The organism is Herbidospora sakaeratensis (assembly GCF_001570525.1).
Classification (GTDB): Bacteria; Actinomycetota; Actinomycetes; order Streptosporangiales; family Streptosporangiaceae; genus Herbidospora; species Herbidospora sakaeratensis.
The window spans coordinates 725,041-749,469 of the sequence record NZ_BBXC01000007.1; the positions used below are offsets into that span (position 1 = coordinate 725,041).

The 24,429-nt window shown below is 71.4% G+C and carries 19 protein-coding genes and 1 pseudogene; 5 read left to right on the plus strand and 15 right to left on the minus strand.

What is annotated here, in order from left to right:
• Positions 1–41: 41 nt before the first annotated feature.
• On the plus strand, positions 42–227 hold the full coding sequence (locus AW271_RS03000; RefSeq protein WP_062331294.1) for a hypothetical protein: 186 nt from the start codon (positions 42–44) through the stop codon (positions 225–227).
• A gap of 9 nt (positions 228–236) precedes the next feature.
• Here AW271_RS03000 and AW271_RS03005 read toward each other — a convergent pair whose 3' ends face one another.
• Positions 237–1,052 carry a maleylpyruvate isomerase family mycothiol-dependent enzyme gene (locus AW271_RS03005; RefSeq protein ID WP_062331296.1) on the minus strand — a complete coding sequence of 272 codons (816 nt, stop codon included), beginning with the start codon at positions 1,050–1,052 and terminating at the stop codon, positions 237–239.
• A gap of 48 nt (positions 1,053–1,100) precedes the next feature.
• Here AW271_RS03005 and AW271_RS03010 point away from each other — a divergent pair, with 48 nt between their 5' ends.
• On the plus strand, positions 1,101–1,646 hold the full coding sequence (locus AW271_RS03010) for a hypothetical protein (protein WP_062331298.1): 546 nt from the start codon (positions 1,101–1,103) through the stop codon (positions 1,644–1,646).
• Here AW271_RS03010 and AW271_RS03015 read toward each other — a convergent pair.
• The 6 genes from AW271_RS03015 to AW271_RS03040 form a co-directional block, all read right to left on the minus strand.
• On the minus strand, positions 1,585–3,165 hold the full coding sequence (locus AW271_RS03015) for a CocE/NonD family hydrolase (RefSeq protein ID WP_062331301.1): 1,581 nt from the start codon (positions 3,163–3,165) through the stop codon (positions 1,585–1,587). The two genes, AW271_RS03010 and AW271_RS03015, sit on opposite strands and share 62 nt — an antisense overlap.
• Positions 3,162–4,073 carry an O-acetyl-ADP-ribose deacetylase gene (locus AW271_RS43055; protein ID WP_063817834.1) on the minus strand — a complete coding sequence of 304 codons (912 nt, stop codon included), beginning with the start codon at positions 4,071–4,073 and terminating at the stop codon, positions 3,162–3,164. Before AW271_RS43055 ends, AW271_RS03015 begins: the two co-directional genes overlap by 4 nt.
• Before the next feature lie 14 nt (positions 4,074–4,087).
• Positions 4,088–5,566: a carboxylesterase/lipase family protein gene (locus tag AW271_RS03025; protein WP_062331304.1), complete on the minus strand. Its 1,479-nt coding sequence runs from the start codon at positions 5,564–5,566 to the stop codon at positions 4,088–4,090.
• 154 nt (positions 5,567–5,720) lie between these two features.
• Positions 5,721–8,414 carry an AAA family ATPase gene (locus AW271_RS03030; RefSeq protein ID WP_062331306.1) on the minus strand — a complete coding sequence of 898 codons (2,694 nt, stop codon included), beginning with the start codon at positions 8,412–8,414 and terminating at the stop codon, positions 5,721–5,723.
• 46 nt (positions 8,415–8,460) lie between these two features.
• On the minus strand, positions 8,461–9,171 hold the full coding sequence (locus AW271_RS03035; RefSeq protein WP_062333026.1) for an SRPBCC family protein: 711 nt from the start codon (positions 9,169–9,171) through the stop codon (positions 8,461–8,463).
• Between the two features lie 226 nt (positions 9,172–9,397).
• A complete protein-coding gene (locus AW271_RS03040; protein WP_062331308.1) occupies positions 9,398–10,210 on the minus strand; it encodes a helix-turn-helix transcriptional regulator in 813 nt (270 codons plus the stop codon).
• Positions 10,211–10,344: 134 nt separating this feature from the next.
• Between AW271_RS03040 and AW271_RS03045 the strand changes: the two genes are divergently transcribed.
• The gene (locus tag AW271_RS03045; protein ID WP_083975995.1) at positions 10,345–10,812 is read left to right on the plus strand and encodes a VOC family protein; all 468 of its coding nucleotides are present in this window, start codon (positions 10,345–10,347) and stop codon (positions 10,810–10,812) included.
• Positions 10,813–10,889: 77 nt separating this feature from the next.
• On the opposite strand, the gene AW271_RS03050 is transcribed toward AW271_RS03045, so the two are convergent.
• On the minus strand, positions 10,890–11,705 hold the full coding sequence (locus AW271_RS03050) for a serine/threonine-protein kinase (RefSeq protein ID WP_062331314.1): 816 nt from the start codon (positions 11,703–11,705) through the stop codon (positions 10,890–10,892).
• Between AW271_RS03050 and AW271_RS03055 the strand changes: the two genes are divergently transcribed.
• Positions 11,704–11,898, plus strand: a complete 195-nt coding sequence (locus tag AW271_RS03055) for a hypothetical protein (protein WP_062331317.1) — start codon at positions 11,704–11,706, stop codon at positions 11,896–11,898. The genes AW271_RS03050 and AW271_RS03055 overlap by 2 nt on opposite strands.
• A gap of 125 nt (positions 11,899–12,023) precedes the next feature.
• Positions 12,024–12,257: pseudogene (locus tag AW271_RS43060) on the plus strand (SUKH-3 domain-containing protein); the annotation flags it as partial.
• Positions 12,258–12,368: 111 nt separating this feature from the next.
• Here AW271_RS43060 and AW271_RS03060 read toward each other — a convergent pair.
• The 7 genes from AW271_RS03060 to AW271_RS03090 all read right to left on the minus strand — a co-directional run bounded on the left by AW271_RS03060 (position 12,369) and on the right by AW271_RS03090 (position 24,411).
• The gene (locus tag AW271_RS03060; protein ID WP_218007926.1) at positions 12,369–13,193 is read right to left on the minus strand and encodes a GNAT family N-acetyltransferase; all 825 of its coding nucleotides are present in this window, start codon (positions 13,191–13,193) and stop codon (positions 12,369–12,371) included.
• 76 nt (positions 13,194–13,269) lie between these two features.
• Positions 13,270–14,220, minus strand: coding sequence for an RNA polymerase sigma factor (locus tag AW271_RS03065; RefSeq protein WP_062331320.1), 951 nt, complete (start codon positions 14,218–14,220; stop codon positions 13,270–13,272).
• 107 nt (positions 14,221–14,327) lie between these two features.
• Complete coding sequence (locus AW271_RS03070; protein WP_157553921.1) at positions 14,328–14,963, minus strand: hemerythrin domain-containing protein; 636 nt, start codon at positions 14,961–14,963, stop codon at positions 14,328–14,330.
• Between the two features lie 178 nt (positions 14,964–15,141).
• A complete protein-coding gene (locus tag AW271_RS03075) occupies positions 15,142–17,970 on the minus strand; it encodes a TIM-barrel domain-containing protein (RefSeq protein ID WP_062331326.1) in 2,829 nt (942 codons plus the stop codon).
• The gene (locus AW271_RS03080; RefSeq protein WP_063817835.1) at positions 17,967–21,230 is read right to left on the minus strand and encodes a TIM-barrel domain-containing protein; all 3,264 of its coding nucleotides are present in this window, start codon (positions 21,228–21,230) and stop codon (positions 17,967–17,969) included. The genes AW271_RS03075 and AW271_RS03080 overlap by 4 nt, the downstream gene beginning before the upstream one ends.
• The gene (locus AW271_RS03085) at positions 21,227–23,371 is read right to left on the minus strand and encodes a glycoside hydrolase family 31 protein (protein ID WP_062331329.1); all 2,145 of its coding nucleotides are present in this window, start codon (positions 23,369–23,371) and stop codon (positions 21,227–21,229) included. Before AW271_RS03085 ends, AW271_RS03080 begins: the two co-directional genes overlap by 4 nt.
• Positions 23,368–24,411: a glycoside hydrolase family 15 protein gene (locus tag AW271_RS03090; RefSeq protein WP_169806266.1), complete on the minus strand. Its 1,044-nt coding sequence runs from the start codon at positions 24,409–24,411 to the stop codon at positions 23,368–23,370. Before AW271_RS03090 ends, AW271_RS03085 begins: the two co-directional genes overlap by 4 nt.
• Positions 24,412–24,429: the final 18 nt, after the last annotated feature.

The window sequence follows — 24,429 nt, forward strand, 5'->3', positions numbered from 1 at the left end:
GATCCGCGTGTACGACCCGGCCTGCCGGGCACGGGTTACTTATGGTGGAAAACCGTGGCATAGACGGCGAGAGCGAGATCGTCGCCCAACGATCGGGCGCCGACACCGAGACCCCCGACCACCCGATCCTCCGCGACCCGGAACCGCTGGAGGAACCCGACGAGGGCCCCGACGCGCCGGACTCCGACATGCCCGAACCCGAACCCGAGGTCGGCCCCACGTCCTGACCGCGGGGTTCAGGCCACCACGGCCAGCAGCGTCGTCGCCGCCTCGACCAGCTCGGGGTCGCCGCCGACGACCGCCCTCCGGCGGGCCTCCTCGACGGTGATCCCCCTGCTGGCCAGCCGCCAGAACGTGTCCTGGTCCATGGTCACCCCGGCGGCCGGATCCCCGGCGCCCATGCGCCAGCGGCCCGCCCGCCACACGGCCGGCCACTCCCGCCCGCCGACCGTCAGCACGACGGACGTGCCCTCGGCCCGCACCAGCCCGCGCAGCGCGAAGGGCAGCGCCCGCGCGAACGTGTCCATGACCGGACCGGCGAGCTCCTCGCCGAGCGCCCCCGGACGGGACACCGCGTCGCGGATCTGCTGCTGGTGCACCCAGAACTCGGTGTACTCGCGCGCCACGTCGAGCCACGCGGGGCTCGGCAGGTCGGTGGCCGCCCACGAGACGTCCAGGTCGGCGGGGCCGTCGAGGTCCTTGCCCGCCCAGTACGCGTCCAGCTGGACCCCCAGGTGCCGGATCTGGTCGATCAGGACGGCGGGGGAGAAGGCCCGCGCCGCCCGCACGAACTCGTCGTTGACCCGGGCGAGGAAGACGGGCAGCGTCTCGCCCGGAAGGAAGCCGCCGCCCCGATGGCCGTCGCGGCTGCCGGACAACCGCCGGGCGTAGTCGTGCAGGACGTGGGCGACGACGTCGTGCACGTCCCAGCCGGGACAGCCGGTCGGCCGGGTCCAGCCGTCCGGCGACAGACCGTCGAGCAGGTCCAGCAGTGCCCGCCGCTCCACCGGGAAGAGGTGACGCACGTCGATCGTGTCCCCGAAGATCGTCATGGTCGCAGCGTATGGCCATTCGCACCGCTGATCCCCGAAGGACGTGTGATGTCGCATCCGGCTGACCTGCTGGTGATCGCGGGGGCCGACGTACCCGACGACCTCGCGCCTCTGGACCCGAAAGCGGGATCGCTGGTGCCCGCCCTGCTTCGCCACGCGGGGGCGCTGCCACCGGCCGGGCGCGACGCGCTGTCGGCGTTGATAGCCTCCTTGCCGCAGCGACCCCGCGATGCGCCCTATCCGCCGCCGCGAGCATTCGAGCGCTACCCGCCCGGGCCCGGCGGGCTGCTGATGCGCCTCGTCAGGAACCGGAACCTCGGCTGGGCCGCCACCGCGCAAACCTTTCTGCTGGTCACCGGACGTTACTGGTCGGCAGCCACCTATGGCGGAGTGGGCCGCGGCACGGTGCCCCTGACACCGGACCTCCAGTCCGATTTCGCCGCCGTCCTCGGCATCCCCGTCGATCGGCTGGCGGCGACGACCGGGGTCCCGGCGGCTCCGCCGAATCCGGCGCCGGCCTGGATGGCGGAGCTCATCTGGGATGCTCGGCGGCTCTCGGCCGCCCAGCTTCGGCGTCTCGCACGGGCAGGATGATCGCCGACGGACGGTCCGGGTCGTGGAAGACCTGCTGGTCGGCCACCCGCAGCGTCGTGGCGGTGGCGCGGGGTTCGCCGGTGCCGGGGTTGCGGTTGTAGCGGGGGAACGCGCCGCTGGAGACCTGGACGCGGACGCGGTGCCCCCGCCGGAACACGTAGGCGGTCGGCCAGAGGCGCACCTCGACGGCCGTCACCTGGTCGGCGTCGCCGACGCCGGTCAGGCCGTCGCACACGTTGGTCGAACGGCCGTCCGCGCCGACGTCGCACAACCGGACGAACACGTCGGCGTGCGGCAGGCTGGAGCGGAAGAAGATCTCGGCCCGCACCTCGCCGACGACCTCGACGTCCTCGTCCAGCGGCGGTGTGGTGTAGGTCAGCACGTCGGCCCTCGCTTCGAGGGCGGTGTTGTCGACGGGGCCCGCCGTCACGCCGAAGGCCAGCCGGACGCCCCCCACGGCCGGGGTCGGGTCGGCGGGGTCGTAGCGGTAACCGTCGGGGGCCGACTCGTCCGGAGGGTCGGCCGCCAGCGTGCCGCCCATGTGAAGGTGGAAGCGCCGGTCGGCGTAGCCCGGCGGCGGCCACGACGGGAAGTCGCGCCACTTCTCCTCGCCCATGACGTACAGGCGGACCGGGGCGCGTTCCGCCGGGGCCTCGCCCCGGGCGAGGGGGAGGGCGAACTCCAGGGCCTCGCTGGCCTGGGCCGCCATGACGCCGGGGTCGGCGTGGGTCCAGGGGCCGACCGTGAGGCGGGCGTGTGGCGTCGCCCGGAAGTCGCGGAGCTGGCCGGGGAGGAAGATGTCGAACCAGCCGCCGACCGTGCTCACCGGCACCCGGATCTCCGCCACCCGGTGCCGGTGGTCGGCCGACCGCCAGAACGGGCTCTCGGTGTCGTGCACCAGGATGTCCTGGATGTAGTCGCTGCGGCGGCCCAGCGCGGCGGTGTCGGCGCGGTTCAGGGGGAGGGTGCGCAGCGCCCGCTGGAGGCGCCGGCCGCCGAGCAGCATCCGCAGCACGAAGAACGGCCGTTCCTGTACGCCCACCATCACGCCCCACCCGAACGGCGTCTCCAGCGAGAAGCCGTCGGACCGCAGGAACTCCAGCGTGAGGGCCGACTCCGAGACCCCCGGCACGAGGGCCTTGACCTGCGGTGGCAGCGCGTCGGCCACGGCCCACTGGGTGAACCCGAGGTAACTCATGCCGTACAGGACCATCGACTCGCCGAACCACGGCTGCTTGACCACCCACTCGACGGTGTCGAGCCCGTCGTCGCGCTCGCGCCGCAGCGGGTCGAAGTCGCCGCCCGAACCGAACGTCCCGCGGGTGCTCTGCACCACCGCCTGGAAACCGCCCTCGACCAGCGGCCCGACGATCTGCCGCACGGCCCGGCGCCGCCCGTAGGGGGTGCGCACCAGCACGACCGGCAGGCCGTCGCCGTTGGGGGGCGCCCAGCGGTCGGCCAGCAGGACGGTCCCGTCGCGCATCGGCACGCGCAGGTCACGCTCGACTCTCGGCTTCATCGGCCACCCCCGTGTTCTTCGGTGAACCAGCGTCGCAGCCGGTCGAAGATCGCGTCCAGGGCGCCGTTGCCGAGACCACTCTCCAGGGTGCCGTCGCAGAAGCGTTCGCCCCGGACGTAGGCGGTGGCCAGCCGGGCGGCGTCGGCGACCGGCGCGCCGGCCAGGCCCCGGCCGCCGGGGTGGAGGGGGCTGTCGTGGCTCCACGCGCCCCAGTCGAACGGCACGACCACGTCGAGCTCCGCCAGCAGCCGAACCACCCGCCAGAACCGTTCGGTGTAGCGCGGGTAGGGCAACTGGCCCTCCGGGGTCTCCCAGGCGACCGCGCGGTCGGCGGGCGTGAGGCCGTCGACGGCGGCGAACAACTCCCGCCACCGTTCGGCCGGGTGCGCGGCCAGCCCCGCGGCGATGTTCTCGTCACCGGTGACGACCTCCGTGAAGGCCGCCCGCGCCTCCGGCGTGAACGTCACGAAGCAGACCTCGGCCACGCGGGTCGCCGTGGCCCGCACCGCCCGGACCGCGATCCGGGCGGCGTCGTCGAGCGGCCAGCCGCCGGCCCCGGTGGAGATCGCCGGGAACGCGACGCTCCCGGCCCCCAGGCCGTCGGCGATCCGCAGGCTCTCGCGGTAGCAGGAGGCCAGCAGCGCGGAGCGGTCCTCGCCGGCCGACCACACCGGCCCCGCGGTGTGGATCACCCACCGCGCGCGCAGCTCGCCGCCGGTGGTGGCGACCGCCCGCCCGAAAGGCAGTCCGTTCTGGTACGTGGACGCGCGCAGCGCCCGGCACTCGGCGAGGACGGCGGGCTCGCCGCGCCGGTGGACCGCGCCGCCCAGCAGCGACGGATCGGTCGCGTTGACGATCGCGTCGGCGTGCCGGGTGGTGAGGTCGCCCTGGGCGACGAGCATGCGCATCCCCGCAGTCTGCCTCAGCGCAGCGGCAGCGCCGGGAACGTGTGGTCGCGCCACAACAGGCGCGAGGTCTCCTCCGGATACGGCACGACCGTGGACGTCGTGTCGAAGACCCGGGTGAGCCGCTCGCCGGCCGTGAAGGGGGGCCAGCCCGGGTCGCCGTGGGCGGCGAAACCCGTCCACGACCCCCGCATCCGCGCCGACAGCGCCACCACCTCCGGCGTCGGCTCCCCGATCAGCATGGACGTCTGCCCGCTGGCCAGATTGCCGAAGACCAGCGGCACGTCGAGCCCGTGACAGGCCCCGAGCACCCCGCCCAGGCCCGGCGCGCCCCAGGCCAGCTCGAACAGATGGGCCCGCCCCCCGCCCGCGACCTGCGCCTCGGCCAGCCGCACGCTCGGCATGCGGAACAACCAGTCGGCGTTGACCAGCTCGTACACCTCCTCGTCGGAAGCCGCCGGGAACGCCTCGCGATAGCGGGCGTGCGGCGCGAGCACCCGCAGCGCCGTGTCGGCCTGCTCCCGGGTGACCTGCCCGAGCACGCCGTCGATCAGGCTGAACAGCCGGTGCTCGTCCCGGGTGTGCCCGGCGAGCAGCGCGACGTCCCGCCCCGCGCCGCCGGCGAGCGCCTCCCACGGAGTGGAGGGCAGCACGTCGCCGTCGACGACCGGCGCGAACGGGATCGGCCGATGCGTGATCACCCCCCACCGCTCCCGCCACCGCCCCATCTTGGCGAACACCGCGTCGCCCACCTCGATCATCAGATCCGGAGGCACCTCCGCCATCCCGGCCACCGTCGGCGCGACCCCGGCCTCGGCCGCGAAGGCGGCGCCGAGGTCGGCGGCGAGCTCGGGCGAGAAGAACGTGCCGGGCACGCTCTGCGCGACGGCCCGCCGGAAGAGCCCGGCGGCCCGGGGCATGGCGAGCAACGCGGCGACCGACCCGCCGCCCGCCGACTCCCCGAAGACCGTGACGTTGCCGGGGTCGCCGCCGAACACCGCGATCTCGTCCCGCACCCACTCCAGGGCGGCGACCTGGTCGAGCAGCCCCCGGTTGGCCGGAGCCCCCTCGATGTGCGCGAACCCCTCGACGCCGTGGCGATAGTTGATCGTGACGACGACCGTCCCGGCCGAGGCGAGGTGCGCGGCGTCGTAGTCGGCCAGGCCGGAGTGGCCCATGGCGTAACCCCCGCCGGGGATCCACACCATGACGGGGAGCGCGGCGTCCGGGTCCGGGGTCCAGACGTTGAGCGTCAGCCAGTCGTCGCCGGTCTCATCGGACGCCCCCAGCACGCCCGACTGCGGGGGCGGCGGCCCGAAAGCGAGGGCGGGACGCACGCCGTCCCAGCTCCGCACCGGCCGCGGCGCCCGGAACCGCAAGGCGCCGACGGGCGGCTCGGCGAACCGGACCCCGCGGAAGACCGTGAGGCCCGCTTCGGTGACGCCGCGCAGGACACCGGCGGTGGTGCTGATCGTGGACGGTTCGGTGAAGGCCATGTGGGGGGTCTCCTCTCCGCGGCCGACCTTTCCAAGCGGCGGGGAACCCGGGCAACGCATTTAGGGCCACTTCGCCCCCCGGCCCTGATCGACGGACCCGGGCGGCGACCGATCAGAGCTGGATCTGGCGCCTGCCGATGATGAGCACACGTGCCTACGTGGCCGGTCGCAGTCCCGGCACCTCCCTGAGCTGCCTGCGGGAGGTGATCCCCAGCTTCCGGAAGACGTTGCGCAAGTGGGCGTCGACGGTACGCGGGCTGATGAACAGCCGGGCGGCGGCCTCCTTCGAGGTGGCGCCCTCGGCGACCAGCCGGGCGATGTGCAGCTCCTGCATGGTGAGCTGGTCGCGGGCGTGGCCGGAGCGGCCGCGCGCGGTCTCGCCCGTGGCGCGCAACTCGTCGGCGGCGCGGCGGGCGAACGCCTCCAGCCCGGCGGTGGACAGCAGTTCGTGCGCCGTGCGCAGGTGCGGCCGGCAGTCCTGCCTGCGGCCGGCGCGGCGTAACCATTCGCCGTACAGCAGGTGCGCCCTGGCCCGGTACGGCAGCAGCGGGCTGTTCGCGAGAAGCTCGACCGCCTCCCGGTAGTCGTCCTCCAGCCCGGTGACCAGACCCCGCGCGTAGGCCGCGATCCCCCGGCCGGTCGGGGTTCCGCTGGCCTGCGTGCGTTCGGTCAGCAACGCGAGGGCGGTGACGGCGGTCTCGCGTTCACCGCATCGGACGGCTCCCTCCACCAGTTCCGGCAGGGAGAACCCGCCGAGGAAGAGGTCCCCGCCGGCGGTCGCCAGCCGGGCGGCGGCGAGCGCCCTCGGGTAGTCGGCGAGCCCGTTGTGCAGGACGGCGCTCGCCCAGTGCACGTTGGCGGCCAGGTGTCCCGAGCTGGACGCCAGCGCGGCGGCGTCGGCGAAGAGGGGGGCCGCCTCCGCACGGCGTCCGCGCATCGCGGCCAGCTGCAACCGGTGATAGACGGTCGGCGGCCCGCCGGTCGCGTCGGCGATGGCCTCCTCCTCGGCGATGGCGCCCATCGCCCGGTCGAGGTCGCCCGCCAGCACCGAGGCGGCGGCGGTCTGGCCGAGGCCGAGCCGCAGCACGAGCGGTGTCCCCGACTCCCGGCCGTTCCTCACCAGCCATTCCACCAGCCGCGCGTGCACGTCCGGGTCCCACAACTCACCGGTGAGCATGACCGCGAGCGCCGGCTGGCGGGTCCACAGCGGACCCGCGGCGCCGTCGAGCACCTCCCGGAGCAGCGGCACGGCCGCCTGGTGCCCGTCCGACCGCAGCGTGGTCAGCGCGTCGAGCACGTCGGGGGACTTCGGGTCGCGAGGGGGGAAGGACTCCACCTCGGCCAGGACCATCTCCAGCACCCCGGTCGCGCGGCCGACCAGCAGGCTCATCTCCAGCGCCGCCAGGCAGCACGCACGGGCGCGGACGGGGTCCAGCGGCGCGAGCCGTCGCGCGGCCCGCAGCATGTGCGCCGGTCCGCTGCCGTCGTCCACCCGGGCGAAGGCCATCCGGCCGCGTAACAGGTCGGCCTCCGCCTGCTGGAACTCGTCGAGGCCCGCGCGCTCGGACGTCCTGATCAGGTCGACGGCCCGGTCGACGGCGCCCGCCTCGACGTGCGCGCGCGCCGCCGCGAGGGTCCGCGTGATCCGCCGGGCGGGGTCGAGCGTCAGTTCGGCGGCGCGGTCGAGGAACGCGGCCGCCGCGACGATGCCGCCCCGCCCCTGCGCGCGGGACGCCGACCGGGCCAGTTCGGCGGCGACGTCGTCGTCCGGCGCGGCGGCGGCCTGGGCGCGGTGCCAGGCGCGCCGGTCGGGGTCGGCCACCTCGTCGGTGACCTCGGCGAGGACCCGGTGCGCGAGCAGCCGATCGGCGGGCTCCGCTCCCGTGTACGCCGCGATCCGCGCGAGCGGATGGTGGAAGCGCACCCGGGTGCCGAAGTGGATCAGACCCGTGGCGGCGGCGGCCGACGCCGCGGCGGCGGAGATGCCGGCCAGGTCCGCGGCGGGCCACAACAACCCGGGGTCGCCGGTCGGGTCGGCGCCCGCGATCGTGAGCAGCAGCCGCGCCTGCGCCGGCAGGGCGGCCAGCGCGGTGTGGTATCCGTGCTCGATGCGGGACGGCACCGACGTGCTCCCCGGCAGGGCGAACCCGCCGGCCCTCGGCAGGGCGAGCAGCGCCAGAGGGTTGCCGCGGGCCTCGGCGACGAGCCGGTCACGAACCTGCTCGTCGAGCGTCTCGTGGCTCTGCGCCGCGAGCAGGGCCCGCGCGTCGGTGTCGCCGAGCCCCTCGACGGTCAGCCCCGGCAGGACGTCGAGCCCGCTCGCCGGGCCCGGCACCCGGACCGCGAGCACCACGGCCACCGGTTCGACGGAGACGCGCCGGGCCAGGAACGCCAGGGCCTCCGTCGAGGCCGCGTCCAGCCATTGCGCGTCGTCGACGACGCACAACACCGGGCGTTCCCTGGCCGCCGCCGTCAGCAGTCCCAGCACCGCCAGCCCGATCCGGAACACATCCGGTGTCCCGGTCGCCATTCCGAACGCGACCCTGACCGCCTGGCCGTGCTGCGCGGGCAGTTCGGGAAGGTGCCGCAACACGGGCTGGCACAACTGGTGCAGCGCGGCGAACGGCAGCTCGGCCTCGAACTCGACCCCCGACGCGCGTACGACGTGGAACCCGGTCGCCGCCTCTTCCACGTGCCGCAGCAGGGCGCTCTTGCCGATGCCCGCCTCACCACGCAGGACCAGCGCGCCGCCGTTTCCTCTCTTCGCCGCGCCGGTCAGATCGTCGAGACGCCGCGTCTCGTGACGCCTGCCGAACAACCGACCGTGAGGGGGAACCCGTGTCCGCACAGTGGGTACCCTAACGAGGCGATTTCACTGCGGATGATTCCTGTTGTCAGTTCCCGGCCGCCGAACCCTCGACCTTGGCCTTGAGGTCCTGGAGCCACAGGTCCAGCCCACCGCCGAGCATGGCGGCGACGGCGTCGAAGTCGGGCCCCTTCAGCGAGTCGAGGAAGGCGGCCTCCCAGGACTCCTCCGTGTGCACGTGGGTGACGCCGTCCTTCTCGGTGAACGTCCACAGGTGGACGCCCTTCTCGATGGTGATCGCCTTACCGGTCGCCGGGCCCTGCCAGATCACGCACTCGCCCTCCTCCAGCCGTTTGACGCTCGACGTGATCGACAGGGTGTCCGCCGGGGAGAACTTCGACTCGGGGACCGGCGTCGTCCACCGGAACCGCGACGTGTCGGAGAGGGGGCCCGAGTCGAGGCGCTCGATGGTCGCGATCGCCTTCTGCCAGCCCGCCCAGCCCTCCACGTCGACGTGGGTCTCCCAGACCTGCCGCAGAGGCGCGTTGATCACGATTTCCGAGGAGCTCGTGACGGGCGCCTCAAGGTCGATGCCCATCCCGTCGCACGTCTCGCCCTTGCCCGGCGCGGCCTTGACCGAAGACCCGGCCGAGGACTCGGCGGCGGGTGCGGCGGCACTCGACCTGGCCCGCGACTCGTCGCCGTCGCCGGGTCCGCACCCGGTGACGACGGCCGCCAATCCCACGGCCACCGCGGCGATCCCCGCGACGGGCCAACGTGCCGAGTTGGAGAGCTGCATGTCCATCCTTGTTCTCGGTGTGTCACCGCTGGCCGGCCGGCGAGCGGAGTCGATCGGCGTCCGGAATCGCACGTCGTGGACGTGGAAGTCGCGCAGGAAGGCGATGTCGTCGACCGGTGCGACGTTCCGTGGCCGACACCATTCCGTCTCGGCCGGTGTCGTCGCATCGGTGAAAACTGCGTAGATTCGCCGATCCGCGCATGCGGATGGCGCAGGCGGGCGGGTGTCAGCGCGCCGGGGCCAGAAGCCGGTCCAGCTTTTCGCGGGCGTCCGTGCCCGGCCGGGGCGTCAGGACGACGAGCCGGAGGTCGGTGGTCTGGGAGGTCAGGACGGAGGTGTCCAGGGGGATCGCGCCCACGTCGGGATGGACGGCCGTCTTGTGGGCACTCTCGTGGACGGCCACGTCCCCCAGCGCCCACAGGCGGCGGAAGCGGTCGTTTCCGGCCAGCCGGGAGATCAGCGCCGCCACGTCGGGGTCATCCGGATAACGGGCGCCGGTGGCGCGCAAGTCGGCCACCAGAGACTGCTCGAAGTACACGCGCTCGGCGTCGGTCTGCCGGACCCGGGGGTTGCGGGACTCGAACTGGACGATCATCGCGTTGCGGTCGTCGGCGGTCGCGTCGGCGGGATCACCGAAGGTCGCCGCGAACAACCGGTTCCAATGCAGCAGCCGCCACGCGGCGTCGTAGACGGCCAGTGGCGTGCCGTCGAGCTGGTCGATGACACGATGCAGACTGCCGGGGATGAGACCGGGAATCCGGCCCGGGTTCGCGGCCAGGCCGGCCAGGCGCATCAGGTGCGCCTCCTCGTCGTCGGACAGGCGTAACGCGCGGGCCAGGGAGGCGCAGACCTGCGCGGACGGCGTCGCGGCCCGGCCCTGTTCCAGGCGCGCCACGTACTCGACGGAGATGCCGGCCAGCGTCGCCAGTTCGCCGCGCCGCAGACCGGCCACACGGCGCGGTGAGGCGTCCGCGAGATCGATCGCGGCCGGGTCCATGCGGTCCCGCCACGCCCGGAGAACGGCGCCGAGTTCGTTCATGGACCAGATGATCCATCATCGTTCACCGGCGTACCACGGTGTCCTTTCGCCGGTCACCCGAACAGGGTGGTACCCGTGATACGCGGAAAACGTGTGCCTTCCACCCGCGCGGATCGTTCACGCATAGTCGGATCATGAACAGAGTGACCAGGATGAACCACATCGGGGTACCGGTCAGTGATCTCGCGCGATCCGTGCAGTGGTACGAGGACGTCCTCGGCATCGCGCCGAACGGCGTCACGATCGCGGCTGCGAATCCGGCGCTCGGCGCGGTCGTGGAGGTCGAGAACCCGTCGATGCGGGCGTCGTTCCTGCTGGCCGGCGACAACGTCCTGCTGGAACTCATCCAGTACGACAGCCCGAGACCGATGCCCTTCGCGGGCCGCAACTGCGACGTCGGGGTCATGCACCTCTGCTTCGAGGTCGACGACCTCGACGCGGCCCACCGCGACCTGCTGGAGCGAGGTGTGCACGTCAACGCGGACCCGGTGCTGCTGCGGGACGGCGAGGGCGTGGAGGCGGGAGCGCTGGCCGGGACGAAGATCCTCTACCTGCGCGATCCCGACGGAATCCAGCTGGAACTGTTCGAGCTTCCCTCCTAGAAGTTCCGGCGCGGGTTCCTCCACACCCTTCCGCCCATTCCCTTGGACGCCGCCCAACGGGAGAAGCGGGGCCGCGCCTATCCGAGGTGAGACCGGGCGTCGTGCCAGGCGGCGCAGAACTCGGGCAACGAGGCGTGGCGATCGGCGGGGTCGGGGCGACAGGCCCGCGTGACGACCCCGTTCAATGGGCCGGGGAGGTGGTCGCCGAGGAAGACCCGGGCGGTGCGTCCCATGGTGAAGACGCTGGTGCGCTGGTCGATGAGCGCGCCCAGGGTGAACTCCTCCGGGGCCATGAAACGGGAGGAGCCGAACATGCGGCCCATGTCGTTGCGGTAGGGCCCCGGCCGGTAGGTGTCGAGGTCGATCACGGCGACGTCGCGGGTCGTGAAGTCGTAGATGAGGCAGCCGTCGTAGAAGTCGCCCGCCACTTCGCCGTTCCGGCCCAGCAGGTCATGGACGTCGAAGACGGTGTCCAGCACGGCGAGGACGCGGTCGGCCGGCAGGCTTCGGAACCGGTGGTAGGCCGAGGCGGGATCGTCACGCTGTTCGCGCGGGACGCCGACCAACTCGCCGTCGGCCCAGTCGTAGACGAGCATCGGCCCGTGCGCCGACTCGACGACCGTGTGCAGGGCCGGTAGCGCGGGGTGCCGGTAGGCCCGTGCGAGCCTGACCGCGTTACGGAGTAGGCCGACGCGTTGGGCGTGGTCGAGGAAAGGGGCGTGGTCGGGGTGGCCCGCGGTCTTCACGAAGTGGCGTTCGCCGTCGACGACGACGCCGTAGGAGACGTTGCCGGAGTCCTGCCGGTCGAAGCGGGCGAAGACGGTTCCCAGCCGGGCGAGGTAGTGCTCGGGGGCCTCATCGGGCAGGGCGGGCGTGGCTATCGTCACCGGCATGAACGGCTCCCTTTCCGACGAAGAGTTCGACGTCCTGAACGGCCTGCTGCACCGGTTGTCCGAACACGACCTGGACCAGTTCCTGCTCTGGAAGCTGCGGACCACCTACGGCAAGGTCTACATCAGCATCACACGCGGCCACTGGTTCGGATCGTCCGACGAGGCTTACGACGAGCTACCCCCGCCCCGATGAGAGCACCTCGCCGAGATGGCGCGGACTGGGCGACGTCCCGTTCGTGACTGTGCGGCGAGCCGCCGCGTGGAGAGAGTCGCCCTACGGCGCATGTCCTTCGGATACGAGGTCAACGCGTTGGTCACATGGCCGGATATGAGAGGGCGCTCGCTCACGTGCGCGCTCCGCGAGGCACTCCGGTCGGCGCGCACGTGATGCACGAGGCCGCCGAGAGGTTCCTCGGCGAGTTCGGCGGACTGTCTGTCGCACACGGTGGCGCAGGAGTCTCTCGTGCCCGACAGCCGTTCGACTTCGATCCACTGCTCGGAAGGTCGATCTTTCCTGTCGGCGAGCTCGACCGAGGCAGATTCTTTCTCGGCATCGACGACGTGGGCGTGATTCCGCGGCCCAAGACAGCGCCCTCACCAGAAGCAAGGGCGCTGTCACCTGCGACGACGTCAGCGACCGGCTCCCAGGCGTCAGCCGTGTGGTCAGGCGGCGGCGTCGGGTCGCCAGAGCCAGTTCTGCCGGGTGTACAGCGGCCGCAACCCGGCCCTGATCATGTTGTTCAACGACGGGTTGACCTCGCCCGTCGCCGGTTGGCCGGTTTCGGCGACGAGCCAGCGGCAGCCCGCCTTCGCGGCCGCTTCGGCGCGGGCCGCGAGCAGGGCCGACTGGGCTCCGCGGTTGCGATACTCGGGAAGGGTCGAGCCGCTGTTCAGGGAGCCCGCCTCGCCGTGGACGAAGAGGTTCGCGCCGGCCACCATGCGGTCGCCGTCCCAGACCGCGAAGGGGTGGGCGCCCGGATGGTCCACTCCGGCCACGAGCATCTCCGCGATGCCCTTCTCCGGCATGCCGAAGCCGCGGAGCACGACGGAAGCCCACTCCCGGGCGTCGTCACGGCCGACGGGGCCGACACGCAGGTCGGTCGTGCCGGGGGTGAAGTCGTCGATCGGGCACCACAGTTTCACGATCCGGCCACCCTCCCGCAGGTGGTGCCTGGTGCGGATGTCGTCCCACGTCGACGGCAGGACGGACGGGGCGAACTGCAGGGTCGCGCCGGGGCTGCCTTCCCCTCGGTAGAAGTCCAGGATGCGATCGACCAGTTCGGGGGTGACGGGCTCGTCGAAGCCGAACCCGAGGGCCTTGCTCCAGAAGTTCGTCGGGTCCGCGCGCATCGACAGGGCGACGCCTCCGCCGATGCGCGTGGTCGTGATGCCGAGCTCGGTCCGCGCCGACAGTGGTGCGCCCGACTGGTATGCGTACATGAACTCCGCCTCGATGCCTTCGGCGAGGGCGGTCTGCTCCAGATTCAAGTTGATCTTCCCCGTTGGAGGTGTTCCGGTGACCTAGGCAAGACGCGACGATCGGGATGAAAAGTTCGATTTCCCGCTACTCGGGTCGCGGAGCTTCCCGGCGCGGCAGCGGATGGAACAGCCGGATCCTGTGCACACGGCCGTCCACCAGGTGGTTCACCCAGACGACGGTGGGCGGGCAGTGGAACGGATCGTCGGGCGGGCTGACGAGCTGGTTCTCCCAGATGACCACGTCGCGGCCGATCACGACGCCGGCGACGTGTTGCCGCACGCCGGCCGCCAGGTCGCGGTCCATCGCCCCCAGCAGGTAGTCGACGCCGTGCGTGACCGTGCCCTTCATCATGGTGATCTCCACCTCCGGCAGGCAGAGGTCAGCCAATGCCTGCCCGAAGGAGCCGTCGCGGGCGGCCCGCATCGTCTCCTCGGCCTGCCTGCGGTGGCGCCGGATCGGGACCGTCAGGTCGTCGTGGGGCAGGCCCGCCGTGGCCAGCAGCGCCTCCGCCAGTTTGACCCGCGCCTGGCTGAGCCGGCTGCGCACGGTGCCGACGGGGATGCCGCACACCTGCGCGATGTCCTCGTAGGAGGTGATGTCGGTGAAGTAGCGCAGCAGCGTCACCAGGCGCAGGCGCGGCGACAATTCGTCCAGGGCGTGCCCCACCCAGTCGCGCAGGACGTAGTCATCCAGGAGTCCCGCGGGATCGCGATCGAGGCGGGAAAGGAGCAGGGGCTCGACTTCCTCGACGGGGATGGGCCGCGTGGTGCGCAGCTGCGTCAGGCAGGCCGTGCGGACGATCGCCCGCAACCACGGCTTCAGGGCGGCCGGATCGCGGAGATCGCCGATCCGGCGCACCGCGATCAGAGCGGCTTCCTGGACGGCGTCTTCGGCGTCGGGCCGGTATCCGAGGATGCTGAACGCCACCGCCCGCATGTCCGCCTGGTGCGTGGCCAGCAACAGGCCGAGTGCGTGCACGTCGCCGGATTGGGCCTCGCGGACGAGGTCGGTCGTGGTGGGTGAGGCGTTCTGCATGCTTCAGAGGTTATTGACACCGTGTGACTGCGTCTGCCGTCTTGCGGGCATCCTCGCAGGTCGGTGGCTGCCTGTAGGTAAAAGTGCCCGTGATCCGGATGCCCGTCTCAGCGCGGGCCGACGCGGGCGGGGGTAACGGTGCCGTGGAGGCGCCTGGCGTGCGCGGCGTACAGGCGAGGGGCCACCAGCGGCATGATCAGCCGGGCCATGAGCGGGGCGTGGGAGAGCACCTCCCTGACCACTTCGGGGTCGCCCTCGTACATGGTCATGCCGAGGACGAGCGGCAGGTCCTTCCTGGGGCTCTTCGACAGGCCGTGCTCACCGAGCTTCCCGGCGAGGGGAAGGATCTTGGTCTCCTCCGTGGCCAGGTGCTCCAGCAGCCGGTCGTACAGCACCTCGAAGGCCCCGGCGAGGGCCTCGCCGTTCCGGGTCGTGGACGTCCAGCCCGGCAGCAGCATGGTCACCAGTTCGAGGGCGGCCTCGATCCCGTGGTGCTGTTCCTCCATCGTCGGCACGACGGCCAGGGCCTCCGCGCCGCCGCGATCGAGGAGGAGCGGCCACAGGATGACGTCCTCGCCCTCGTGGTGCAGACGCAGGACGAGGCACAGGAGCCCGGCGTGTCTCGCGACGACCGCGGCGCGCCTGGTGTCGCCTTCGGCCACGTCGCGGACGAGCTGGGGGAGCAGCTTGAACTCCCGGTGCATCATCGTGTGCACCATGAACATGTCACGCACGTCGGCCATGGCTAGCCGGAGATTCCTGGTCTTCATGTTCCTGCTTTCCGTGGTCTCCAGGCGGCGGGATGCCGCCGACCGAAAAGCAAGATGTGGCGGGTCAGGCCGAAAGTTCGATTTCTCCGGACCGGTTTCCGGAGACGACACAGCGCCCCGGCGAGTGGCCGGGGCGCTGTCGCCGGAGACGTCAGAACGATCCTGAGGTCGTGCCTCCCGATCCGCTCGCCGGCGCCGTGAACACCGTGTTCCCGCCCGGTTCCCACGCGTCAGCCGTGTTCGGGAACCCGGCCTCCTGCCGCTTCACGCACTTCCATTCCACCGAAGCCCCAGGCGGCAGCTTCGAGATGGTCCCCGTCCACGTCGGATAAGCGGTCGGCGACAGTTTGACCGCGCTCGCCACCGACCACCCCCCGAGCTGCGGCACGTTCCCCACCGCGTAAACCGACTGCCCCGCGACCGTCGTCCCGTTCGCGCAGCTGAACGTCATCGAAGAAGGCGCCTGCCCGATGGTGAACGCGAACGTCTTCGCCGTCCCCACGGAAACCGACGCCGACTTCGCCGTGATCACGCCGCCGCCCGCGTTGTACCACCCGCTGGAAGCCGCGTCGAAAGCCGCCTTGGACGCGTGCTGCGTCAAGGGAGACCCGTTCAACGTCACCGCGCTGGCCTGCGTGTCCGCCACCAACTCGACCACGTTCGACCGCGACGCCGGCGCCCCGGTGTACGTCCCGGACGAGGCGGCAACGGTCACGGTGGCCACCGACCCCGACAGCGACTGGCTCAGCGCGGTCGTCCGCACCGACCCGGTCCTGTAGGCGGTAGAGCTTCCGTCATCCTCGTAAAGGGTGAAGGAACTCGCGCTGGGAGCAGCGTAGACCCGGGCGATCAGCTCGTTCCGGGTAGACGCGTCGGTGCGTTTCCCGAGGACGTTCATCGTCTTGTCGTCCACGAACATCTTCGGAATGATCGCCCCGGCCCGCGCGAAGGTCGGCAGCCGGAACTCGCCGTTCACCCACAACGGACGGTCGTTGAACCACTGCCCGGTGGAGACCAGCTTCTCCCCGGTCGCGTAGTCGTACCAGGTCCCCGCCGGCAGGTACATGTTCCGCGACCGTTCGCCGGCCCCGGCCACCACCCCCACCAGCAGGTCCTTCCCGATCATCTTCTGGTGCCCCATCTCCCGGACGGCAGCGTCGTTCTGGTAGTGGTAGACGAGCGGCGGCACGACCGGCTCCCCGGTCAGGTAGGCCCGGTGCGCCAGCGAGTAGTAGTACGGCGTCAGTTCATACCGCCGCCGCAGGTTCCCCAGGTTGCTCGGCTCGTCGCCGATCGAGTCCGGCGAGGTCGCCGCGCAGTTGCACAGGTTCTCGGTGTGCGGCCGCAGCGGCACGTCGAACCACGCCCCGTTGGCGAACCACTGCGTGTAGAGCTCGTCGAGGTCGGAGTCGAGCATCTCGCGCCGGAACCCGCCGATGTCGGAGCCGTAGTAGTCGATGCCCGACATCGACATGTGCATCTGGGCGTTCTGCTGCTGCGCCAGCGCCGTCAGTTTCGAGCCGATGTCGGCCGACCACATCGCCACGCCGTGGCGCTGCATGCCGCCCGCGCCCGACCGCGCCAGCATGAACGGCCGCTTCGTGCCCGTGGCGTAGTTCCGGGCGATGCTCTCGGCCCACTTCAGGTTGTAGACGTTGTGGTAGTCGGCGTGCGCGTGCTTGCCGGGCAGCACGCCCGACACCCAGTCGGCGGGGTCGTACATCTCGGGTTCGCCCAGGTCGAGCCAGTGCCCCAGAATGCCCTGATCACTAAGAGCCTGACGTTTCAGGGTGTGCCAGTAGTCGCCGGCGGCGTTCTGCGTCCAGTCGATCATTCCGCCTCGGCCCCACCAGTCGTTGGTCGTCAGGTAGGTCGGCGCGCACGACGAACAGCCCGCCCGCACCAGATAGCCCCGTGAGGCCATGTCGGCGTGTTCCGCGCGGTTCTTGCCGATGTACGACTCCTCGATCGTCATCAACCCCACGCCCTGGTTCGTGGCGTAGTCGGCGATCTTGGTGGCCGGAGACGGGAAGTCGGTGGTGTCCCACGTCAACGAGCCCATCAGGGTGTTGTCCGACCCGGCCGTCACGCCGCCGAACCACGGCAGGTCGAGCACGAACCCGTCCACGGGGAACTTCGCCGACCGCAGCCCGGCCAGCCGGTTGTCGATCTCGGTCCAGTTGTCGTAGCCGAACTCCGACACCCACAGGCCGAACGCCTTCTTCGGCGGCACCGGCGGGCGGCCGGTCAGCTCCAGGTAGTCCTTGCGCAGGTCGGGCAGGTCGGGGCCGGTCATGGTGTACCACCGGAGCTGGTCGCCCCAGGTGTCGATGGTCCACGGGTCGCCGTTGAGGTTCCACTCCTGCTTGTAGACCTGGTCGAGGAACAGGCCGTAGTTCAGGTTGGACGCCCCCACCGCGAACAACACCGGGATCTGGGTGTTGCCGACGGGGCCGTTGTCGGGGTCCCAGACCATGGCGTTGCCGTAGGCGCCGCCGGGCGAGCGGGTCCGGCCGACCCAGTCGCCGTCGGCGCTGCCGCCCGTGAAGAACTGCTGGCCCAGGCCGTAGGCGTGCTGGACGGAGCTCTTCGTCACCGAGAGCCCCTTCCACGCCTGCGACAGGTTGCGCGGGCAGGCTTCGTAGAGCAGCCGGGCAGGGTCGGAGACCTTCACGCACAAGGTCCCGGCGGTGACCTCCACCTTCATGGACGCCGTCGTGATGACGTTCCCGACCTGGCTGAACGAGGTCGGCCCGGTGTAGTCGGTCTTGGCCACCTGGGGAGTGCTGAAGATCGGCGACCCCGTGCCGGGGCTGGTGCCCTGGGCCAGCTCGAAGTGGACCAGGTCGTCGTCGAGGAACTCGGCGATCAGGTACGTCGACCCGCTGGTGAACTGCACCCGCTGCACGGCGGCCTGGGCGGGCAGGGCGACCAGGAAGCTGCTCGCCAGCACGGCCAGGACCACGAGAAATCGTTTCATGGCCGCGCCACCACCAGGTTGTCCAGGTTGATGCCGTTGGACGCGTACTCGATCTTGATGGAGCGGGCCCCGGCCGTGAGGCTGGTCGTGAGCGTCGCGGTGCCCCACGTGTCCCAGTTCGCCAGCGCCGGCAGGTTGAGCGTGCCGACCGAGACCCCGTCCACGTAGACGGTCCGCGTCGAGGCGACCGTCGTCGAGTAGCGGAACTTGAGCTGGTGGCTGCCGGTCGCGTCGGCGCGCACCTGGAAGGTGACCGAGTCGCCGGAGGAGGCGAAGCCGTCGACGAACCCGGTGCCGGTGTAGCCGGGGTGGTCGGTGTTGGTCGAGACGCCGACGCCCGCGCCGAACTCGGCCTCGTAGGCGGCCTTGTCGACCCCGTTCAGGGTGACCGACCGCGCCGAGGCGCTGGAGGCCAGCTTCACGTACGTGAGCTGCTGCGCCGGGTCCCACCACCAGCCTTCGGAGGCCGACTGCAACGCGGCGAGCGAGGCCCGCGCGGTCGCGCCGGTCACCGACGACGGCTGGGTCGAGGCGACCTGGAGCGTGCTGGTCGTGGTCAGCGCGGGCACCGAGACGGCGACCGTGTGCGCGGCCCAGTTCTCGGTCGAGGTGATGGTCCGGTTCAGTCCCGCCGAGTCCTCGAAGTAGGAGTACGACGAGGCGCCCGACGGATAGATCCGGAACACCAGGTTGGCGTACGAGGAGACGCTGTTCGAGATGTTCCCGCCCAGCTGGTAGGAGGCGTTCAGATTCAGCGGGATGATCGCGCCGCTGCGAGCGTAGACGGGGATCGTGTCGAGCCCGGCGGAGTAGGTCTTGGTGCCGGGGCCGGTGAAGCGGCCGCCGTTCCACAGGTCGTACCACTCACCCGACGGCAGGTAGACGTTCTTCGACGTCGCCCCCTGGGTCGTGATCGGCGCGACGAGCAGCTGCGGGCCGAACAGGTACTGCTGGTCGAGCGCGGCGGCCGTCGAATCGCCGGGGAACGCGAAGCTCATCGCCCGCATCATCGGCACGCCGGTCGTCGACGACGACTTGGCCTCGGTGTACAGGTAGGGGATCAGGTTCATCCGCACGTTGGCGAACTTCCGGAAGTACGGGATCACGTTCGTGTTCCCGGTCCGGGCCTGCACGTTCCACGGCGTGCGCGCCTCCGAGACCCCCGGGTTGGCCTTCTCCGAGTGGTACTGCATGACCGGCGAGAACACCGCCTGCGCGGCCGAGCGCAGGTAGAGCTCGGCGCTCGGGAAGTCGCCGGTGAACCCGGCCAGATCCCACGCGGTGTAGGGCACGCCCGACTGCCCGGCCGACAACTGCGCCCGCACGGCCTCCTGGAAGGCCGGGAACGAGGAGTTCTGGTCGCCGGCCCAGAAGATCGACGTCGACTGCGCCCCGGCGGTGCCGGCCCGGCTGAAGATCGTGCCGTCGGGCTTCTTGCCCTTGACGTAGGTGTTGTACGCCGACAGGTAGGAGTTCGGGTAGGCGTTGTGCATCTCGTCGCCCTTGCGGCCGTCGGCGAACGCCACGTTCCGGCCGAAGATCGCCTCGGAGCCGTCGGTCTTGAAGCCGTCGATCCCGACGTCGTCCATCAGGTAGTCGCGTTTGCTCATCCACCAGTTCCGCGCGGCGGCCGAGGTGAAGTCGGGCACCATGCTGTCGCCGAACCACTGGCCGGTCGGCACCCGGTAGACCCCGCCCGGCTGCGACGCGACGTAGCCCTGCGCCTGGGCGTACGCCTTGTCGTTGAGGTGCTGCTGCGGGGCGGACGACGGGTTGACGTCGAAGTTCTCCTTGAACACCGGGATCTGCCAGAGGATCACCTTGATGCCCTTGGCGTGGGCGTCGTCGACCATCGCCTTCGGGTCGCTCCACGCCGTCCCGGGCGGGAACGTCAGATCGCTCAGGGCGAGTTTCCCGCTGCCCGGTTTGGCGGTGTACGTCGCGCCGTGCCAGACGTAGAAGGTCGCCTCGTCGCTCCACTGCTCCAGCACGATCGCCGAGTGGGGGATGTCGTGCGTGGTCGGGTTGGCGAGTTCGGCCGTCACCTCCGACTGGGTGTTCCACTCGTTGGCCGACATCCAGAGCCCGAACGCCCACTTGGGTGGCAGTTGCGGCCGGCCGGTCACCGCGGTGTAGTCGTCGACGATCTCCGCGGGGGTGCCCGCGAAGAAGTGGTAGTCGAGCGTGGAGTTCAGCGCGCCGTTCGTGTCGACGGTGAATCCGGCCAGGTCGGTCAGGTGGGTGTTCAGGTTGAAGACGGAGTAGCGGGTCGAGGGCAGGTAGACGCCGTACCCGGCGGAGTTCAGGAAGAACGGCGTCGACAGGTAGGTGCGCCGCCACGACCCCTGGTCGCGGTACTGGTTGTAGACGAAGTTGTGCACGTCGGTGCCGCGCTGGTCGAGGCGGTCGTACCGTTCGCCGAAGCCCTCGAAGCGCTCGCCCGTGGGCGACAGGAAATGGTCCTCGATCTTGGTGATCGTCGAGACGCCGTCGCTGGCCCAGCCGATGTTGCGGAACACCGCCGGGTCGTACTGCCGGGTGATCAGGGTGGTGCCGTCGCCCTTGTAGACCGACAGGCGGTACGGCGTCTTCTGGATCTTCAGCACCAGCGACGACGTCGAGATCTGCAACGTCGAGGCCGAGTTGGTGACGGTGTAGCCCGACACGCCGGTGATGTTCAGGCCGCTCCCGGAGGGGGCGATCTGGGTGCGGAACCGGTCGAGGGCGGGGAAGGCGAAGCGGATCTTCGGCGTGAACGAGCCCGCCGAGTCGCCGGTCGTCACGTCGACGCTGGTGCCGTTGTTCACGTACGACGTCACGTTCGTGACCGTCGACCACGACGTCACCTTGAACGTGAACGGCCCCACGCTGCGCTGCCCGGCGCCGTTGACGTCGGCGTTGACGGTGTAGGAGATCGAGTCGCCCCGCACGAACGACCCCATGCTGATGCGCCAGTAGGTGTTGTTGCCCTGGTTGTAGTCCCAGGCGGCGCCGATCGGGGTCTGCGCGACGCCGTTCTTCGTCCAGGTGATCCAGACGGTCTGACCCGGCTCGATCGGCCAGGTCGTGGCCTTGAGGGTGACGGCCTCCCCGGCCATCGGGTCACGGGGAGCACGTTCGGTCGGCTCGGTGGAGTAGAGGTCGTCGATGCCGGTCGGGTTGTGGTGCACGCCGCTGAGGGCGGCCGCGGGAAGGGCATGCAACATCGTGGCCAGCAGGGCGAGGACCACGACGGTGACGCCCGAGCGTAACCGGGTCATGCGAACATTCCTTTCAAACGCGGCCAGTGCTCCGAGGCGCAGAGCACCGGAGGACGCTCGATGGGCGCGGGAAGGGTGACCTCCCGCCCACCGCTGAGCACCGCGCCGGTCCACACGTCCACCCACTCGCCCGGGGGCAGGTAGGCGGCGATCTCGGTGGCGCCGGGCGTGGTGACGGGGACGACGAGCAGCGCGTCGCCCAGCTTGAACTGCAGGGGGTACGACCACAACTCGTGTTCCATGTGGTCGAAGAACAGACCCCGCATGAGCGGCTTGCCGCCGCGTACCGCAACCGCCGCCTGCTCGGCCAGGTAGGGCACCAGGCGCTCCCTGAGCTGCGCGAACCTCCGGAAGACCGGAATCACGGTGGCGTCGCCGGTCTGTTCGGCGATGTTCCAGGGCGTGCGGTCGCGGATGGGGGTGCGGTGGTGGTTGAACTCGGAGTGGTACTGCATGATCGGCATGAACGCCGAGGTCCCGGCCGCGCGCAGGTAGAGCTCGGCGGTGGGCAGGTCGCCGGAGAACCCGGCCAGGTCCCAGCCCCAGTAGACGATCCCGCAGGCCGAGGCGGTGATCCCGGCGCGGATCGACGAGGCGAAGGCCGTCCACGTCGAGTCCTCGTCGCCGGCCCAGAACGCGCCGTGCGGCTGCGAGCCGGTGAAGCCGGCCCGGCTGAACGTGACCGGGGCCTTCCCGTGGGCGCGCAACAGGTCGCCGAAGGCCCGCGCGTAGTGCACGGGGAACAGGCCGTTCCCGTCGTCGCCCCGGCGGCCGTCGGCGTACCGCAGGTCGTGGCCCCACGCGTGCTCGCCGCCGTCGGTCTTGAAGCCGTCCACGCCCAGTTCGGAGACCAGGTAGGCGCGTTTGGCCGTCCACCAGTCGCGGACCTCCGCCGACGACAGGTCGGGCATCAGCGCCAGCGGGAACCACCAGCCCCGGTTCCGATAGGGCTTGCCGTTCGCCTCGCGGACCCCGTAGCCCTTCTCGACCAGCTGCCGCGCGTCGACCGCCGCCTGGTGGCGGGGGTGGGGGCGCGTCTTCTGCAGCGGGATCTGCCAGAGCAGCACCTTGACGTCGCGGGCGTGCAGCTCGTCGATCATCCCCTTCGGGTCGGGCCACGGCCCGTCGGCGGGGAAGGCGTAGTCCTTGAGGGTGTGGGGTTCCTCCGACGGCTCGTAGACCGCGCCCCGGAACGCCGTGAAGGTCGTCTCGTCGCTCCACGCCTCGATGACCAGCGCGCCGACCGGGATGTCGTGCTCGCGGTGCCGGTCCATCTCCTGCAGCACCCGGGCCTGGGTGTTCCACTCGTTGCCGCTGGCCCAGAGCCGGAACACCCACGGGGGCAGCTCCGTCGGGTGGCCCACCTCGTCGAGGAAGGCGGCCAGCACGGCGGCGGGCTCGCCGTCGTAGAAGACGATCTCCAGGTCGTCGCCGGAGACCTCCGCCTCGACGGTCAGCAGGTCGCCGTCGGCGGAGTACCAGGTGCGCCGCGACGTGCGCACGTGGAAGCCCCACGGCTCGTCGCCGACGACGAAGGCGAAGGGCATCGGCAGGTACGTCCGGTTCGCCGCCCCCTGCCCCTTGTACTGCTCGAACACGACCGCGTCGAGGTCGTTGCCCCGCTGGTCGACGGCGTTGAAGCGCTCGCCGAACCCGACCAGGTGGTCGCCGGGCGCGAGCCGGACCGCGAACCTGACCCGGCGCGGCCCGTCGGCGTCGACCAGCTGCTCGACCGAGCCCGGGACGACCCGGTCGGTCCCGCTGACGCCGACCTTCCCGGGCGTCCACCGCGCCGCCGACACCTCGAACCATCGGCTGGTCCGCCCCGCCTCCCGGAACCGGTAGCGGTAGCGGGTCCCGAACGCCAGCGGACCCGTCGTCACCGTCCACGACCCGTCGGCGGCGCGGGCCGCCTTGGCCTGGGCGGCGGCCAGGTGCCCGCCGTCGGTGACGACCGGCCCCCCGTCCCCGTAGAGGGGCGTCATGGGCAGGTCGGCGCCGTTCCACTCGCAGACCACCTCGGCGGCCGACGACCGGACCCGCAGCTCGACCGGCTCGCCGTCGAGCGGCAGCGGCGGAACCCGCTGGTCCTCCGATTCGGCGTAGGGGTGGCCGGAGCCGTAAGGGCGATGACGGATCACAGTTCCGCTCCCAGCATCAGGTACATCCCGTGCGACCACAGCAGGGGAGTGGCGACCGGGCCCCAGCGCCGGATCCACTCGTCCTGCCGGTCGGGGAAGAGCAGCACGTCGGAGACCTGCTCGGGCAGGTCGCCGTTCGGACGGGCCTGGGCGGCCATCCAGTCGAGGTAACGCCGGGCCTCCTCCGGGCGTCCGGCGGCGGCGTGGTTCAGGCCGAGGAAGCCGGCCAGCAGCACCCACCGTCCGCCGCCGTAGAAGGTGTCGGCGCGGTAGCGGTAGACCCCGCCCTGGTGGGCGAGCTGCCGCTCGACCTCGGCGACGGTCGCGACGGCCACCGGGTGGTCGGGGGCGTACACGCCGAAGGGGGCGACGCACGCCAGCAGGCTGGCGTCGACCTCGTCGGACCCCAGCCACTTGCGCAGGTGGCCGTCGGACGCGACGCCCTCGGCGGCGATCAGCCCCTCGATGCCGCCGATCGCCTCCTTGACCTCCGGGTCGGCGACGCCGAGCGAGACGGCGGCGCGCAGCCCGGCGTGGATCGCGCCGAGCGTGGCCACGTGGCGCTGCTCGACGTGCTCCTCCCACCAGTCGTAGCAGGGGCTGTCCCAGAACGCCGCCAGGTAGCGCGACGTCACCCGGACGGCCTCCATCGGGACGTCTGCGGAGTGGCGCCGGGCGTGCTCGGCCAGCTGCCACAACCACGTGCCGTAGCCGTCGAGCTGGTGGTCCCACCACTCGTCGGCGCCGTCGGCGCCGTCGAGGGTGAACCGGGTCGGCAACATCTCCCCGGGGGAGAGCGTCTCGTCGTGGCGCCGGGCGATCAGGTCGTCGACCTGCGCGGCGCGCGCGAGGACGACCCGCGCGCACCACTCGTGGAAGGCGGTGACCGAGTCCTTCTCGCCCGCGCGGGACATGCCCTCGGCGATGAACGCGCCGTCGCGGAGCCACGCGTAGCCCGCGTAGGCGGAGAAGGTCGGGCACGCCGGATAGGCCCCCGAGGGCGACTGATTCTCGCGGATCACCCGGACGCTGCGAGACATCAAGTCGATCATGCTGGT

What these genes read in the sequence shown, in the direction of transcription:
- AW271_RS03080 (WP_063817835.1), bottom strand. Translation starts at nt 21,230, where the DNA reads ATGACCCGGTTACGCTCGGGCGTCACCGTCGTGGTCCTCGCCCTGCTG.
- AW271_RS03025 (WP_062331304.1), bottom strand. Translation starts at nt 5,566, where the DNA reads ATGGCCTTCACCGAACCGTCCACGATCAGCACCACCGCCGGTGTCCTG.
- AW271_RS03000 (WP_062331294.1), top strand. Translation starts at nt 42, where the DNA reads ATGGTGGAAAACCGTGGCATAGACGGCGAGAGCGAGATCGTCGCCCAA.
- AW271_RS03090 (WP_169806266.1), bottom strand. Translation starts at nt 24,411, where the DNA reads ATGTCTCGCAGCGTCCGGGTGATCCGCGAGAATCAGTCGCCCTCGGGG.
- AW271_RS03050 (WP_062331314.1), bottom strand. Translation starts at nt 11,705, where the DNA reads ATGCCGGTGACGATAGCCACGCCCGCCCTGCCCGATGAGGCCCCCGAG.
- AW271_RS03005 (WP_062331296.1), bottom strand. Translation starts at nt 1,052, where the DNA reads ATGACGATCTTCGGGGACACGATCGACGTGCGTCACCTCTTCCCGGTG.
- AW271_RS03010 (WP_062331298.1), top strand. Translation starts at nt 1,101, where the DNA reads ATGTCGCATCCGGCTGACCTGCTGGTGATCGCGGGGGCCGACGTACCC.
- AW271_RS03015 (WP_062331301.1), bottom strand. Translation starts at nt 3,165, where the DNA reads ATGAAGCCGAGAGTCGAGCGTGACCTGCGCGTGCCGATGCGCGACGGG.
- AW271_RS03040 (WP_062331308.1), bottom strand. Translation starts at nt 10,210, where the DNA reads ATGAACGAACTCGGCGCCGTTCTCCGGGCGTGGCGGGACCGCATGGAC.
- AW271_RS03035 (WP_062333026.1), bottom strand. Translation starts at nt 9,171, where the DNA reads ATGCAGCTCTCCAACTCGGCACGTTGGCCCGTCGCGGGGATCGCCGCG.
- AW271_RS03070 (WP_157553921.1), bottom strand. Translation starts at nt 14,963, where the DNA reads ATGGCCGACGTGCGTGACATGTTCATGGTGCACACGATGATGCACCGG.
- AW271_RS03055 (WP_062331317.1), top strand. Translation starts at nt 11,704, where the DNA reads ATGAACGGCTCCCTTTCCGACGAAGAGTTCGACGTCCTGAACGGCCTG.
- AW271_RS43055 (WP_063817834.1), bottom strand. Translation starts at nt 4,073, where the DNA reads ATGCGCATGCTCGTCGCCCAGGGCGACCTCACCACCCGGCACGCCGAC.
- AW271_RS03045 (WP_083975995.1), top strand. Translation starts at nt 10,345, where the DNA reads ATGAACAGAGTGACCAGGATGAACCACATCGGGGTACCGGTCAGTGAT.
- AW271_RS03065 (WP_062331320.1), bottom strand. Translation starts at nt 14,220, where the DNA reads ATGCAGAACGCCTCACCCACCACGACCGACCTCGTCCGCGAGGCCCAA.
- AW271_RS03075 (WP_062331326.1), bottom strand. Translation starts at nt 17,970, where the DNA reads ATGAAACGATTTCTCGTGGTCCTGGCCGTGCTGGCGAGCAGCTTCCTG.